Origin of the sequence: Grimontia indica, assembly GCF_000333895.2 — a bacterium.
Classification (GTDB): domain Bacteria; phylum Pseudomonadota; class Gammaproteobacteria; order Enterobacterales; family Vibrionaceae; genus Enterovibrio; species Enterovibrio indicus.
Window position 1 is genome coordinate 1 of record NZ_ANFM02000001.1, and the last position, 15,784, is coordinate 15,784.

The 15,784-nt window shown below is 47.1% G+C and carries 10 protein-coding genes; 4 read left to right on the top strand and 6 right to left on the bottom strand.

Annotated features, from left to right (window positions below):
* Positions 1 to 134: 134 nt before the first annotated feature.
* A complete protein-coding gene (locus D515_RS00005; RefSeq protein ID WP_002534989.1) occupies positions 135 to 1,778 on the bottom strand; it encodes a VRR-NUC domain-containing protein in 1,644 nt (547 codons plus the stop codon).
* 157 nt (positions 1,779 to 1,935) lie between these two features.
* On the opposite strand from D515_RS00005, the gene D515_RS00010 reads away from it, so the two are divergent.
* The 3 genes from D515_RS00010 to D515_RS00020 all read left to right on the top strand — a co-directional run bounded on the left by D515_RS00010 (position 1,936) and on the right by D515_RS00020 (position 7,280).
* Positions 1,936 to 3,336: a bifunctional NUDIX hydrolase/phosphatase PAP2 family protein gene (locus tag D515_RS00010; protein WP_002534991.1), complete on the top strand. Its 1,401-nt coding sequence runs from the start codon at positions 1,936 to 1,938 to the stop codon at positions 3,334 to 3,336.
* Positions 3,337 to 3,494: 158 nt separating this feature from the next.
* Positions 3,495 to 6,548, top strand: coding sequence for a D-2-hydroxyglutarate dehydrogenase YdiJ (gene ydiJ, locus D515_RS00015; RefSeq protein WP_002534992.1), 3,054 nt, complete (start codon positions 3,495 to 3,497; stop codon positions 6,546 to 6,548).
* A gap of 312 nt (positions 6,549 to 6,860) precedes the next feature.
* Positions 6,861 to 7,280 (top strand): VOC family protein, encoded by a 420-nt coding sequence (locus D515_RS00020; protein WP_039849360.1) that lies wholly within the window; start codon positions 6,861 to 6,863, stop codon positions 7,278 to 7,280.
* A gap of 93 nt (positions 7,281 to 7,373) precedes the next feature.
* On the opposite strand, the gene aqpZ is transcribed toward D515_RS00020, so the two are convergent.
* On the bottom strand, positions 7,374 to 8,063 hold the full coding sequence (aqpZ, locus tag D515_RS00025) for an aquaporin Z (RefSeq protein WP_369700103.1): 690 nt from the start codon (positions 8,061 to 8,063) through the stop codon (positions 7,374 to 7,376).
* A gap of 334 nt (positions 8,064 to 8,397) precedes the next feature.
* Between aqpZ and D515_RS25965 the strand changes: the two genes are divergently transcribed.
* Positions 8,398 to 8,553: a hypothetical protein gene (locus D515_RS25965; protein WP_002534997.1), complete on the top strand. Its 156-nt coding sequence runs from the start codon at positions 8,398 to 8,400 to the stop codon at positions 8,551 to 8,553.
* Between the two features lie 61 nt (positions 8,554 to 8,614).
* On the opposite strand, the gene D515_RS00035 is transcribed toward D515_RS25965, so the two are convergent.
* From D515_RS00035 to D515_RS00050, 4 genes are all read right to left on the bottom strand, one after another.
* A complete protein-coding gene (locus D515_RS00035) occupies positions 8,615 to 10,897 on the bottom strand; it encodes a YgiQ family radical SAM protein (RefSeq protein ID WP_002534998.1) in 2,283 nt (760 codons plus the stop codon).
* Positions 10,898 to 11,033: 136 nt separating this feature from the next.
* The gene (locus tag D515_RS00040; protein ID WP_239643910.1) at positions 11,034 to 13,007 is read right to left on the bottom strand and encodes an EAL domain-containing protein; all 1,974 of its coding nucleotides are present in this window, start codon (positions 13,005 to 13,007) and stop codon (positions 11,034 to 11,036) included.
* Between the two features lie 1,086 nt (positions 13,008 to 14,093).
* Positions 14,094 to 15,083 carry a DUF2860 domain-containing protein gene (locus D515_RS00045; RefSeq protein ID WP_002535002.1) on the bottom strand — a complete coding sequence of 330 codons (990 nt, stop codon included), beginning with the start codon at positions 15,081 to 15,083 and terminating at the stop codon, positions 14,094 to 14,096.
* Positions 15,084 to 15,246: 163 nt separating this feature from the next.
* Positions 15,247 to 15,780 carry a DUF6942 family protein gene (locus tag D515_RS00050; RefSeq protein ID WP_039849362.1) on the bottom strand — a complete coding sequence of 178 codons (534 nt, stop codon included), beginning with the start codon at positions 15,778 to 15,780 and terminating at the stop codon, positions 15,247 to 15,249.
* Between the last annotated feature and the right edge of the window lie 4 nt (positions 15,781 to 15,784).

Below are 15,784 nucleotides of genomic sequence, written 5' to 3' on the forward strand. Positions count from 1 at the left end.
ACAAACTGCTGCAAAAATCATCACCAAAGGTCAACAGCCCCTAAGGCCTGTTTTCTATAAGTATGTATTAACTTAATATTTTTGCCTCATAAATGAGAAATCAATTGTACCCATACAACCTGAAGATGCAGGATTCAGAGGTCAACAGGTTGTTTGGGTAAATCGGCAGACACGTAGAGCGTGTGAGCGGAAAGCCCGTGAGTGGCGAAGAAGTTAAGCCAACGCACTTGGTGATGTTGAAGTTTATCGCCAGGACCTTTGACTTCAACAAACTGGCATTTTCCTTCTTTCACCATAAACAGGTCAGGGTGTCCGGCCCGGTTGGATTTGGCATCGAACAAAATGCGTTTAATACAGGCGATAATTTGCGTTGATGACAATGTAGAGAGCGCTGCCTCAATCATATCCCGTTCTGCCCAGCTCCAATTCACCCATTCGTTAGTGATGCCGAACTTTGCATCATAAACCGCCAGGAGGTCGTATTCACCCTGTTCCAAAGCCTCGAAGCGCTGTTTAATCATTTCTCTTCGGGCTGTGGTGAAATCCGTCGAATACATGTCGCGTGGCGCGCGTTGGAAAGGGTTGAGAAACGCACCGGGTACAGGGGCGAAAATGATATCCCATAGCAGCAGGCCAAACAGCGCATTGAGAAGGCTGTTTTCGCAATACCAGACTTGCCAGCCTTGTTGAGCATAATGTCGCGCAGATTCGAGTTCTACGCGCTCATTAAGCACCAAGGTGATGTGTTCTGAGCCAAACGCCTCGCCTGCTTTTTCGGGAGAGGGGCAGTCGGTTTTTTTGGCTAGCTGTCTTGCTATGCGCGCGGCAACATCGGCTTCATCTTCGTTTTTCGGCGCGGTCAGCATGTCGGTGACAATGGCTGCTGCATCTTCAAAGCGCGTTTGTTTGATGGCTATCCTCGCCAATCGCTCTCTGGCAGGAGGAAGCGAGGACTGTGAAAACAGGTGTTGGGCGCTTCCTTCGTCTTTTTGTCTTTCGAATTCTCTGGCCAGCTTGTTCGCCAGCCTTTCCCATTTCCTTGTTAACGGCGGCCAGAAGGGCTTCTCAGGGAGTTGTTGACTCACTTTTAATGCAGAAGTGACTTCTTTTGCTTCTGTATACTCCCAATACAAATCAGCAAGTGATGACAAGAAAAGCCAGTCAGCGATTTGCTTCCGTGAAGTAAAGAGTCTGTCTTCTGGACGAAGTTGGACGTTTTCAAAGCGGTAGATGCCTAAATCGTTAAGAACAAACTGGCTGAGATCCTGACGAGAATTGCCGAAGTAGAGCAGCAAAAATACAGGCAAGACATCGTGTTTCAGGCAAAGAAAACGGGTTGGCAAAGGTGGGACAGCTTCTTCATTGTTTTCAACGATGGTGGCGATGATTTCTGGCTTTCGAAGGGTAGCTTTTATAGAAAGGTGACAATAAAGCGAGAGTAATTCCGCTTTTGTCATTAGCTTAGCGACGATTTCAAACGGCGGTTGCGTCGTTTCAATGAGGAAACCTTCTTCAGATAACCGTGTGGTGGCGCTTTCAATATCCGGGATCTCTGGATAAACGAGCTTATCGCAGCGGAACCAATCCCCTTTGCGTGTCAGCAGCCGAACCAACAAGAGTTGGGCATTTTTGGGTAGCGCCGAAAATGCAGTAAGCCAATGCGTTTCTGTTTCTGTGAGTAAATCACTGTATCGGGTCGAGACGACATCGACGATGGATAGAAAGTTATCCAGATAGTAGTGAGGCGGCAAAACAGGCGGGGTGGTCAACGGGCTCATGGCATCCTTGTCGATTTAAAACGAAGACTTACTCGATGGTTCAATAGCATTCAATCGTTCAATAGCATTCAATAGGGACAGACAGTTAGTGAGCATAACACGCCTCATTTCAGGGATACTTCTTCTGACATCACTTCTTTCTATGTCAATGGGAGTGATGGCAAGCCAAGAAAATGCAATCAATAGTACGTTGCCAATCGAGGCGGCAGATTGCCTTATTGTCGACAAAGACAAAAACATCTTGATGATTGATGAAGCGATCAGCGGGCGCTATTCCATTCCTGGCGGATCAATCATTGGAGAAGAAACGCCGGAACAAACCGCCAAGCGTGAAGCGTATGAGGAAACCGGCCTACACGTGAATGTCGGTCAGCAAATCGCCCGCACTTATAATTCGGCCATTTTCGCCTGTCAGTTGGCTTCACGCACACCGTATTTTATCGATTCGATGGGAAGAAAAGTGCTGATGGCGTGGTCAGCACCGCATTTCGGTAAGGAAGTGACCCGCGTTTTGATGATGCCGGACAATAAAGCCGTGCGCGATAACTACCGCTTCCCGGAGCATAAATGGATGTTTAGGCATTGGGTGCCGGAGGTGCCGCCGAGTGAGTTTGTTCTTTCAGAGGGCGATTCTGTGGTGCTTACACCCTTTTATCGTGCTCAGTTATCAGTGCTCCAATCCTTGCATGAATGGAAAGCTGAGAGCGCGATTGTAAAAGCCTTGGTGAAGGGGGTAATCGTACTGGGAAGTCTGTTTACGCCGATGTTGTTTCTCGGCACGCTTATTTTTATCCGGGCTTACCATGGTTACCGTGCAGCACTGCTTTACGGCGCAGGATTGCTGTCGCTTTCCGTGTTCGTGCTGATACTGAACACCGTGATTGAGCTACCCAGACCTTACTTCATCGATCCTGTGTTTGGTGAGCAGGATACCTTGGGTTATACCTTGCCGAGTTGTATGGTCGCGCTCACCACGTTTTTCTTTAGCTGGTTACTGCTTAACTGGGACAAAGAGGTTTGCCCCGCAGGGCGAAAGCGCCTGTTTGCTTGTGCTGTGGTCTGTGTGGCGGCGATCAGTGGTAAAGTCATGCTGCTTGGAGAGCACTATCCATCAGATATGGTCTTAGGACTGTTGATTGGCCCTGGGTTTGCTGTCGGCTTCAAACGACTGAGAGAGTGGCGTTTTGCCAACCGTAACCGCGCTTTGATCTCCGCGCGCTTTTGGTTGATGAGCTTTGTGGCAACCGCACTGATTGGCATCACCATTCACAAACCGCATATTGTGTACCTTTCCGCGTTTTGCTTGGGAACTTACTGTGCAATTCTCTGGCTGAAGGCATTTCCTCTTTATATTTCCGCCGTTCGACGCCCCGCTAAGCTGACTTTTTTCATGATTGCTTTGGCAGGTGTGTTGGCGATCCTATACGCAGACTACGTGATTTCGTCCCGTTATGCCGTGAACACCATTATTGTTGCCGTGAACTGCGCAGCGGCCTGGGGCATCTCAGTTTGGTTGCTGGTGGTGACACCACGTATTTTTCATCAATTTGTTCGGTGACACGTAAACGATTGCGCGGCGTGTTTTTAAAGGGATTTCTCTTAGGATTACCTCTTTGATGGATCTCACACCTGAGGTAAAGTTATGGCAGTCGTTAGTTTATAAGATTGCCAACGATCGTATGGAAATAGATCGTACAAATGGCTTCAGGGAGCAAGATGTTACCAGCACTTACACACCATCATACGCTCGATCCCATCGTCGGGCGTTTTCTTGATGCTTTAAAAGAGAAAGGTTTCCAGGGTGAGACGGAGACCTTTTACGCCAGCCGCCTTGCTGTTGCGACCGATAACTCGGTCTACCAGCTTCTTCCACAGGCGGTGGTTTTTCCTACCTCGACGCAAGACTTAACGCTGTTAGGCGAAGTCTGCAAAGATGCCGAATTCGCTGAGATTAAATTCTCTGCCCGTGGCGGTGGTACCGGCACCAATGGACAGTCTCTGACCCAGCATATCGTTGTTGATATGTCGCGCCACATGCGCAATATCCTTGAGATTAACCCAGAAGAGGGTTGGGTGCGCGTACAGGCAGGCGTGGTCAAAGATGCACTGAATGACGCACTGCGTCCGCACGGCTTTTTCTTCTCGCCTGATCTTTCGACCAGCAACCGCGCAACAGTGGGTGGCATGGTCAACACCGATGCATCAGGTCAGGGTTCATTACGCTACGGTAAAACTTCAGACCATGTTTTGGCACTGAAAGCGGTGTTGGCAGATGGTTCAGTATTGGATACCGAACCCCAGTCTATGGCGGATGTGACGGGTAACACCCGTGATGATTACGCAGGTGAAGCACTGCGCCGCGTGGCGGAAATCTGCCAAAGCAAACGTGCGGAAATTGACGCAAAATTCCCGCCACTGAACCGATTCTTAACTGGCTACGATCTGAAAAATGCATACCAGCCTGAGACTGAAACTTTCGACATGGCACGTGTGCTTTGTGGCGCGGAAGGCTCTCTGGCATTTATCACTGAAGCCAAACTGAATATCACGCCAATTCCTAAAGCGCGTACTCTGGTTAACGTGAAGTACGACAGCTTCGATTCAGCACTTCGCAGTGCGCCTGTGATGGTTGAAGCGAATGCCTTGTCTGTTGAAACCGTGGATTCCCGCGTATTGAATTTGGCGCGTGAAGATATCGTTTGGAACACGGTGAAAGATCTGCTGACGGACGTTCCTGGCAAAGATATGCAGGGCATCAATATCGTTGAGTTTGCCGGTAATGATGCAGAGGAAATCGACGCACAAATCGCTTCACTTTGTGAGCGTTTGGATGTGCTGGTCGAAGCCGGTGATAAAGGCGTGATTGGCTATCAAGTCTGTAACGACTTGGCCTCTATCAACAAAATCTACAATATGCGCAAGAAGGCCGTTGGCCTGCTCGGAGCGGCAAAAGGTGCTGCGAAGCCAGTTGCCTTTACGGAAGACACGTGTGTGCCGCCGGAAAACCTCGCTGACTTTATTGTCGAATTCCGAACGTTACTGGACAGTCATAACCTTAACTACGGCATGTTCGGTCACGTTGATGCGGGTGTATTGCACGTCCGTCCTGCTCTTGACCTCTGCGACCCAGAGCAAGAGCGTCTGATGAAGACGATTTCCGATCAGGTGGTCGCGCTGGTGGCGAAATACGGCGGCCTGATGTGGGGTGAGCACGGTAAAGGTTTCCGCTCTGAATATGGTCCTGAATTCTTTGGTGAGGAGCTTTTCAACGAGCTGCGTAAAGTCAAAGCGGCATTTGATCCTCACAACCGCATGAACCCTGGGAAGATTTGTACGCCAATCGACAGCAGCGATTCGCTGGTGAAAGTGGATGATGAAAAACGCGGCACCTTAGATCGCCAAATCCCAATCACGGTGCGTGACAGCTTCAAGCAGGCGATGGAATGTAATGGCAACGGCCTTTGCTTCAACTACGACACCAGCTCGCCAATGTGTCCGTCGATGAAGATCAGCTATGACCGTCGTCATTCGCCAAAAGGCCGTGCGGGCATTGTGCGTGAGTGGTTGCGTTTGTTGGCAGAGCAGGGCGTTGACCCTATCACCATGGAAAAAGAGCTGATGGAGAAAACACCGTCGGTTCGCCAAATTTTCGCACGGTTCAAGAACACCTGGCTTTCAAACAAAGATGACTACGACTTCTCTCACGAAGTGATGGAAGCCATGAATGGTTGTCTGGCTTGTAAAGCCTGTGCGACTCAGTGTCCTATCAAGGTCGATGTGCCGAGCTTCCGTTCCCGCTTTATCAATCTTTACTACAGCCGTTATCAGCGTCCTGCGAAGGACTATCTGGTGGCAAATATCGAAACCATGCTGCCTTGGATGGCAAAAGCGCCGGTGATTGTGAATGCGTTCACCCAGCCAAAATGGGCGCAGTCTGTCACTGAAAAAGCGATTGGGTATGTGGATACACCTGCGCTGTCAGTACCGACACTGATGGAGTCGCTGGATGGCCACCATGCCACCAAGTTCGACTTGGAATGGCTGAAAGCGTTGAGCGACGAGGAGCGTTCCCGCTATGTGCTGATTGTTCAGGACCCGTTCACCAGCTTCTATGAAGCAGATGTGGTTAAGGACTTGGTGACGCTGGTAGAGAAGCTGGGTAAGAAGCCAATGCTAGTTCCGTTTAAGCCAAACGGTAAAGCGCAGCACATTAAAGGCTTCCTCAAGAAATTTGCCAAAACAGCCCGCAATACCGCTGACTTCCTGAATCAGCTGGCAGCGTTGGACGTGCCAATGGTGGGTGTCGATCCTGCTCTGGTTCTTTGCTATCGCGATGAGTACAACGAGATTCTGGGCGAAAGCCGTGGTGACTTTCAGGTGCAGACCGCGCATGAGTGGTTGCTCAATGCAATTTCTGACGTGCCGCAAAAAGAAAATGCCGACAAAGACGCTTGGTATCTGTTTGCGCATTGTACTGAAAAAACCAAGATGCCAAATGCAGAAGCTGAGTGGGGCAAAATCTTCCATCACTTTGGTGGCAAGCTCGAGGCTGTTGCAGTCGGTTGTTGTGGTATGGCAGGGACTTATGGACACGAATCTGACAAGTTGGAAAACTCAAAAGGTATTTTCGGTTTGAGTTGGAAACCTCGCTTGGAATCTTTGCCACCATCACGCTGTATGGCAACAGGTTACTCGTGCCGCAGTCAGGTGAAGCGTTTTGAAAGTAAAAAGCTCAAGCACCCGGTACAAGTGCTGGTGAAGTTGGTTTAATCCGCTTATTGCTGTATTGAAGGGGGAGCCATTGGGCTCCCCCTTTTTGATCTTGTTTGGGTAGAATACCAATCGTAGTAAATATCTACTCATCCTAGCTTGTTAAAATGCTAGATAACTGCGTTGAAAAATTTGATTGTAGAATAACTACTTATCGAAATTTTCCGCCTTGTTCTCGAGCATTTTTCCTGCGCTATCTCTGATCATCTACTTACTGTGATTGGTATATATCTTCAAACGTCTTAATTATTAGGCGGGGCGTAAATTGGCACCTGATAGTCTGATTCATAGATAGATGGAAAGGAGTCAGACATGAGCAAGATTAAGCCACATGTGACGTTCCATGGTGTATGTAGAGAGGCTCTTGGCTTTTACAGTCAGGCACTTAACGGGGAAATTAAGACAATCGCGACATTTGACGAATCTCCGGTGGAGTTTCCCAATCATTTACTTAGCAGAGTTATGCATGCGGAATTCGAATCGCCGGAAGTGAGTTTCTATGCGTCCGATGGGTTAGACGATTCGTTGGCGCAAGGCTCTGGCGATGTGGCGTTCCATGTCAGTTTTGAGGATGAAAAAAGACAGAACCAAGTCTTTATGGCGCTTTCTGAAATGGGGCAGATAGTCATGCCGCTTGATTACACGTTTTGGAAAGTGCGCTTTGGTATGGTGACGGACAAGTTCGGGATAAGGTGGATGCTGAGTTGTCCTGCTGAACACGTAGAGATTTAATATACCTAAACAGCCTGAATCCAGCATTTTCAGGTTGTTTAGGTACAAAAAGCCCCGAATTGTCGGGGCTTTTTTATCATTCGTATTTGTTAATTAGTCTTCATTTGGGCTCAGCCAGCGGTAAACCACACCGGCGATGAAAGCACCAATCAATGGGGCTACCCAGAACATCCAGAGTTGTGCCATCGCCCAGTCACCAACAAGCAGTGCAGGACCCGTGCTTCGTGCTGGGTTCACTGAGGTGTTGGTGATTGGAATACTGATAAGGTGGATCAAAGTCAGGGCGAGACCAATCGCTAATCCTGCCATGCCTGGACTTGCCAGCTTGTGGGTCGCACCCATGATGACAATCAGGAACATAAAGGTCATCAGCACTTCGGTGATAAAGCCGGAAAGCATGTCATAGCCGCCTGGTGAATGGTCACCATAGCCATTTGATGCCAGGCCACCCGCTAAATCAAAACCCGGTGCGCCGCTGGCAATAATGTAAACAACATACGCGCCGACAATACCGCCTGCGACCTGAACCAGCATATAGGGAATTAGCTCAGCGGTAGGAAAACGTCCGCCTGCCCATAGGCCAAAAGATACGGCTGGGTTGAGGTGACAACCGGAAATATGGCCAATGGCGTAAGCCATGGTCACAACGGTTAAACCGAAGGCGAGGGCGACGCCCAAGAAGCCGATACCAAGTTCCGGAAAAGCGGCTGCGAATACAGCACTACCGCAACCCCCAAGCACCAACCAAAAGGTGCCAATAAATTCTGCTGTCAATTTCTTCAACATTTCACGATCTCCCTAGTTGTATTTAGGACGGCACGTGAGAAAACCATACTCATGACTAACTTGCCATCTGAGTTATTTAGATCTGGGTACATGCTTAAAAGTAGCACTCTATGCTTTATTTAGAGTGTTATTCATAATTTGATACCCCAACGTGCCATCAAACGTACCTATGACCTGTATGCTGGTTCGAGTGTCACAATTCAGCGGCTTCAAGAGTGGCCTAATTTACAATTGAGTAGTTGTTACGCTGGGAATCGATATGTGTTAGCTTTAAAAATCAAATGGATGGTTGTAAGAGACGATCTGAACTATCTCATTCAGAGGTATCAGAATGATTAAAATTGGATTTATTGTTGGCCTGATCATTATTGGCGTTTTGGTTGCCAAGTTCCTCGATGAAAAGTCCCAGAAGAAGTTTTTGATTGGCGCTGTTTCTACAGTCGCATTGGCTGTGGTGTTGTTGGTGATTTCAGAATTAATGCGTTAAACGATAAACGTTAAACCGAATAAAAAAGCGAACCGGATGGTTCGCTTTTTTTGTTAGAAGATTATCTCACCGCCTGACGGCTTCTGTTTCCAGCAGGGCGTTTCTTTCCACCTTGTGCTGGTTTACCGCCAGCATTTGAATGTGCTTTTGGCTTACCACCTTGTGGCGTTGCTTTGCCATTGGTTGGTTTCTTGCCTGCCGGTTTGCCGCTACGCTGATTAGGCTTACGAATATCTGGCTGGTTCGGGTGTTTAGTTGCAAAGCGTTTGGCGCCATGACGGCTTGAACCACGACGTTGTGCCGGTGTCATTTCCGCTTCTGTACCTTCGCGAGGTACCAGACAGCCCGGACGGTCACCAATCAGGTGGCGTTTGCCCATAGTGATCAACGCTTCACGCAATAAAGGCCAGTTTGCTGGATCGTGGTAGCGCAGGAAGGCTTTATGCAAACGACGTTGGCGCTCACCTTTGGCGACGAACAAGTCTTCACGCTTCTTATACTTCACGCGTTTCAGCGGGTTGGTTTCCGCATGGTACATCGCCGTTGCATTACACATCGGTGAAGGGTAGAAGTTCTGTACCTGGTCACAACGGAAATCGTTTTCTTTCAGCCACAGTGCCAGATTCATCATGTCTTCATCAGTACAGCCAGGGTGCGCTGCGATGAAGTAAGGGATCAGGTACTGTTTCTTACCCGCTTCTTTCGAGTATTTCTCGAACAGCTCTTTAAAGCGGTCATAGGTGCCCATGCCCGGCTTCATCATCAGATCCAGTGTGCCTTTCTCTGTGTGCTCAGGCGCGATTTTCAGATAACCACCTACGTGGTGAGTCACCAACTCTTTCACGTACTCAGGTGATTCAATCGCCAGGTCATAACGAACACCGGATGCGATAACTACTTTCTTCACACCTTCAAGCTCACGTGCTTCGCGGTAGAGGTCGATAGTGTGTTTGTGGTCGGTGTCCAGCTTTTCACAGATTTTCGGGAAGACACAGGAAGGACGACGACAGTTCTTCTCTGCGCGTGGGTCTGAACAACCCAAACGGTACATGTTTGCGGTTGGGCCACCCAAGTCAGAAATCACACCGGTAAAGCCCGGTACCTTTTCTTTGATTTCTTTGATCTCGTTAAGGATGGAATCCTTTGAACGGTTCTGGATGATGCGGCCTTCGTGCTCGGTAATCGAACAGAAAGAACAACCACCAAAACAACCACGCATGATGTTGACCGAGGTTTTGATCATCTCATACGCAGGGATTTTCGCATCGCCATAGCTAGGGTGAGGAACACGTGCAAACGGCAAGCCGAATACATAGTCCATTTCTTCTGTTGTCAGAGGAATAGGCGGCGTGTTGACCCAAAGTTCACGCTCGCCGTGCTTTTGCACCAGCGCACGTGCGGAATAAGGGTTGGTTTCCAAATGCATCACGCGGCTTGCGTGCGCATACAGAATACGGTCATTCAGAAGTTTTTCGTATGAAGGCAGACGGACGAAGCTGTTTTCCGCATCGTGACGGGAAGGGCGAACCATGACTGGCTTCGGCGCTTCTTCTTTCACTTCGCCCTTGTCGGTTGCACAAGCCGTTTCTGTCACGTATGGGTTCGGCATAACCATCGCCTTGCCCGGCTTGTCGATACGTGAGCTGTCGATTTCCTTCATGTCTTCCGGCACTTTTTTCAGCATCACTGCGGTGCCAGGAATACGGGTCATATCCGCGATATTTTCGCCACGAGAAAGGCGGTGCGCCACGTCAACCAGCGCACGCTCGGCGTTACCGAACAATAAAATGTCAGCTTTGGCGTCGCACAGTACTGAACGACGAACTTTATCTGACCAGTAATCGTAATGCGCAAGACGACGAAGGCTCGCTTCGATGCCGCCCAGTACGATAGGGGTGTCTTTGTATGCTTCTTTACAGCGTTGCGAGTAAACCAATACAGCACGGTCTGGACGCTTGCCGCCAGCATTACCTGCTGTGTAGGCGTCGTCATGGCGAGGTTTCCGGTCAGCGGTGTAGCGGTTGATCATGGAGTCCATGTTACCGGCTGTCACACCGAAGAAGAGGTTAGGCTGGCCAAGTGCCATAAAGGCTTTCTTATCCTGCCATTCTGGCTGCGAGATAATGCCTACGCGGAAGCCTTGCGCCTCAAGCGTACGACCGATAACCGCCATACCAAAGCTAGGATGGTCGACATAGGCATCGCCGGTAACAATGATGATGTCACAGCTATCCCAGCCGAGCATGTCCATTTCTTCTCTGCTGGTAGGCAGAAAAGGAGCAGGACCAAAACACTCAGCCCAGTATTTTGGGTAATCGAAAATCGGAGTTACAGAATTGCGCATTTTTTAACCTCTTTCTCGCGAGGCGTGAATTATAGCGGCTTGCGCAGGTGAGAGCCAGATCGAATAAATCCGCAAATTTAAAAGGGATTTGCTTGAGCAACGCCCTTAAAGAATACCTTTGGGGATTGCTGGAAGCTTATGTCGCAACTTTCTGATAAGACTCGTGATCTTTGAAGCGAGGTTTAAATCTATCAATATGGTCAAAAGGAATCGCTCTCTCAAAGTAAAAACCCTGGATGTATCTCACTCCCATTGTTTTCAATTTTAAATATTGGATGTCCTTCTCAACCCCTTCAGCCACGCAGTGGAGACCTAGGTCATTACATAGGGTAAAAATGTTCTTACAAATGTGATAGCCCTTCTCTGATTCGATGTTATCAATCAGAGACTTATCAATCTTTATCGTATTGATTGGCAGGAAGGTCAGCGTTTCAAATGAGCTGTAGCCAACGCCGAAGTCGTCAAGTGAAATACCAAATCCGTTGTCATGAAGCCGCATAATATTGGCGATAGAACTGGGGCTTTTGACAGAATCACGCTCAATAATTTCAAACTCGACACTCAGTCCTTTTAGTTCTCTGATTATTAGCTCAATGGTTTTGTTATCGGTGAGCGTGTCAGGGTGGATGTTGACAGCGACTTTGGGCGTAAATCCTCCAAGACGCCAAATCTGGAAGTGTTTTCTCACTTCTTTACACACCCATAGATCAATGACACTTGCCAAACCTGCGAGTTCGAGAGACTCAAGGAAAAATGGGCCTGAGATAGTGCCGTCGTCCCTCCTGATTCTGAGCAGGGCTTCGTAGGTACTGCAGCGTCCTTCGATAATGTCTACCTTGGGTTGGTAGTGAACTTCGAGCTTATTTGAGCTGATGAACTTGATGATTTTGTCGACTTCTTGATTGGATTTAATGATTTTCGATTCTGCAGCATTGGATTTAATGCCTTCGTTTGACTCCATTAACTCAATCATCTCCAAATTGTTTTTCAGGTTTTCCAGATGATTGGAAGAAGACTGTGCCAGTGAATATCGTTTGATAAATGGTGCGTAAATGAAGGTGCCAGCAACGACGAGAAGCAGCTGCAATAATAGCGCTCCACCATGTCCATCGGTAGCGATGAAGGCGTTGATAAATATAGGGGTTATCCAGGAAACCTGATTGTTGACGAAGGAAATATTAAAAAAATCCACGTAAAAGTAGGCGATAACAATGTTGAAAACAGGAATGAGAATAAACGGGGCAAGCAGGTACTTGTTTAGAACGATGGGCAGGCCGTAGATCAGTGTTTCATTGACGTTAAAGATCGCGAAAGGAAGAGAGATCTTTGAAACTTTATTGATGTGCTTGCTCTGTGAATAAATAAGTGCCGCAAAAATTAATGATAAACCCGAGCCTGAACCGCCATATATGACAAATACGTCATAAAAAGCTTTGTAGGAAATATCGTTGATGATGGGGAAAGAGAGGCTTCCACTGGGTGCAATAATTGAGAGGGTATTGGGGCCGTGGACCCCTAAAAACCAAAGAAACTGTGACGCAATCGTTCTGAGCGTCATGATGGAAAAAAGATCCAAGTTTAGAAAGCTAAAACTGATATTGCTGGCAATGACTTCCAACCCTTTAACCACCAGTAAATAGGCCACAATCGAGACAAAATAGATGAGGATAAAGGATTTGAGGTGGAAGAAAACGTGGCTAAGTTGACCATTTGATAGCTTCAGGTCTTTTTCAAACTGAGGAAGGATGTTGAATAGCGCAACGGACACGATGGGAATGATAAGGACAAAGAAGGAGACGCCAGCATCATGAAGTAACCACTGAGCTTTGTGTGTATTTATCATGGACTCAATGGTGATGAAAATCGCGAAAGATAAAGTGATGATAAATATGTTATTGATGTTATTACGTTTTGAAAAGTGGAACGCAATTGAAGTCATTAGTATGACGGGGAAAAAGTCGCTCATGTAGCCGATGATTTTGGTAAGTACAATGCTGTTCAAAAAGGGGGTGGTGAAATCCGTTAAAATCAGGAGTTGGTTGATAAGCACAATAATGGAAGATAAAACCAAGTAAGGAACCGTGCTTATAAATGACTCTTTAATGGCCATAAAAAACACGTCTCTTCTCAACCTTTTTATGTTGTCCACGTTGCTTTCCCCAAAACAATTAAGCCAATGAATACTTTCTTTGGACGTCGTAACGACCTATTAATTGGCGGTAGATAGACTTAGCTTTGATTGTGATGTGTCATTAATGAAGTGAATATCGGATTATTTAACGGTTGTGAATTGAAATTGAGTCATTTGTGTATGATTTATTTACACAGTAAATTCATTGGTATTTGAAATGTTGGGCAAATCGCATGTAGTGAGATGTCGTGGATAGAATAAAGGGGAGAAATATGGCTGATGACGAGAAGAACCAAACCACTCGAAAAGTGCGCGTCCCCGGACTCTTAGGACATGAAAAGTCTGGATAGGAAAGATAAGCTCAGAGATAAAAGGTGATAAGTTTGATGATATCGAATTGTACTAATGAGTTGGGCCTTGAGAGTGAAAAGGCGAAGATATTCAAGGCCCGGTTTGTTGTTAAGGCAATCGCGATACAGCGGCGATTAAAGGAAAACAGCGTCAATAATCAATGAACCGTCACTTTCACGAGTGAATCCGGCTCTAACTCAATGTAAAAATTCCCTTTTTTCAATCCATCCAAATATTTCACGTATACCGACCCTTTAACTGGGCATTTTTTATGGTATTGCAGCTGGATTAGCTCACCGTGTTTGTTCATGCAAATCATACAAAGCTCCTCAACAAACTCTTTTAATTGCTTTTTGCACGCTAACAGTATCAATTCGTTTTTGTTTTAAACCTCTCGTTACTCTACGTCGTACTGTTATTTTCCTAAAGCAACCTACAGGCCAACTTTTTTAATAAGCATCTAAATAATCAAGATATCAATAAGTTAATCTTCTTCTGTTAACATAAAGGGCGGATGCCTAAGTTTATTGTCTTTTTGCAAAATGATTTTCAGAATGCAAATGCATAACGGGGCTATTGATGGGGTGAATTTTAATAAATTCAGATATTTGTCGTAAAGATGGATTTGCTAGGATTTTCTAACACGAAAAGAAACGCCGTCTTAGCCAATAGCAAGACGGCGTCAATTTAAGCGTATAGGTATTGAAGCGAAGCTTAGAAGCGGTAGGTCACGCCAACTGAACCAAAGAACTCACTGGCGTTGTAGAAGTCGATGTTTGAGTCAGTGTTGTTATAACCCGCCAGTGTGACAAACGAGAGTGGATGAACTTCGAAGAAATGTGCATATTCGTATGCCAGGAATGCGCTGAATTCTTGATCGTTTCTCACCTCGCCAAACACCGGATGCACGGCATCGTAATCTCGGTAATGGTATTTACCGGTCAGTACCACTTTGTTTCGGCCTGCAAAGCTGAAATAGCTGAGCTCGCCGCCGTAGGTTTGGTGTGACATGGCATCGCCGTCAGCTTCGTTTTTCATGTGCACGAATGCAGGTGAAACGCCTAATCCGCGGCCAAGAAATTGACGATAACTGACCTTGGAGTAAAAAGTGTCTCCGCTGCGATCCAGACTTTGTCGCTGGGCAGGTGAAAGCCCCAGCGTGCTGCCGCTTTGTTCAAGATCGACCTCAGTTTGGGCGTAGGCCAAATCGAGCGAGAGCATGGAGCCGCCAATGCGATCCAACTGGAGTCGGTAAGCGTCTCCGGATTTTTCCGTTTCACTTCTGGCAGCTCCCAGTGTGAAAGGGTCTGTCCATACGTCTTCTGCAAGCACCGTTGGTAGGTATGACAAGGAAACCCGGGTGCCAGACTCAAGCTCTTGTTGGTAGCCAAGCTCCAGTGCAATGGTACCGATGGCGATATCTTCACGGGACGTACCGACGAAGATTTGCTTGTCCAAACTCTGACCGAAGGTATATGCCAAGCTACCCAACGCACCCACGATAGAGCTTGTCTCTTGCTCACCCTCGGAATTTAAAGGCGCGTTTTTAACCGTATTGCCGTTGGTTGAAAGATTGGAATTTGTTGATGTCACACCAGCAATAACGGAAATTTCTCCACTCAATCCGCCTTTTTCAGCGAGACCTGCATGGGCAACAAACGGCAAAAGTGCAATGGCTGTAAGAAGAGGGGTCGTTGTTTTCATCGATTATTCTGTCCCTGAGGTGTTGTGCGGTGCATGGATAACTCAACAACCTGAATCTTGCGTCTTAAGGTTGTTTGATTATGTTAACAGACTGGGAAACTTAAAAAACAACTTAATATCTTTAAGTTACGAATAATAAATACGGTATGTCGACCAGTAAAGATCACCTCTGTGAACCTTCAATTAGCCCAACAAGCCGTTCAATTTTCACGTTTGATAGTTGGCGATAATCAAAATATGGGCAAATAAAGATAGGCAAGGTGGTATGTTTAGCAAATTCATTGTCCAGCCAGACACATTGTTCAGAGAGGCCCAATTTCAGGGCGTGTGTTCTCCCAGCAATAATATGGATACCGCCTTGTCTCGCGTTTTCTTCGATATCCCAATCTCCGAACAGAAGTGACGTTCCGCTTTGAGATTGCAAAAGCGCTTGGTCTCTGAAATCTTGCCAACTTGAGAAGCTACTGGGTTTAAATGGGGAACGCTCCGGAAAAGTGAACAACAACTTGGCGTAGACATTGAAGACTTTTCGCCAACCATTACCGCCTATATTGCCAAGGGATTTGATGTCTCCTTCTTGAAGGGCTTTAACGTGGCCGCTTTCCGGAGCTTCTCCCCACAGTTCTTCACATGGAGGTGATTTTTCTACATAGACATGGAGGCTTGCGCTGCTGTCGCCAAAAGCATAGTGACTCACATTG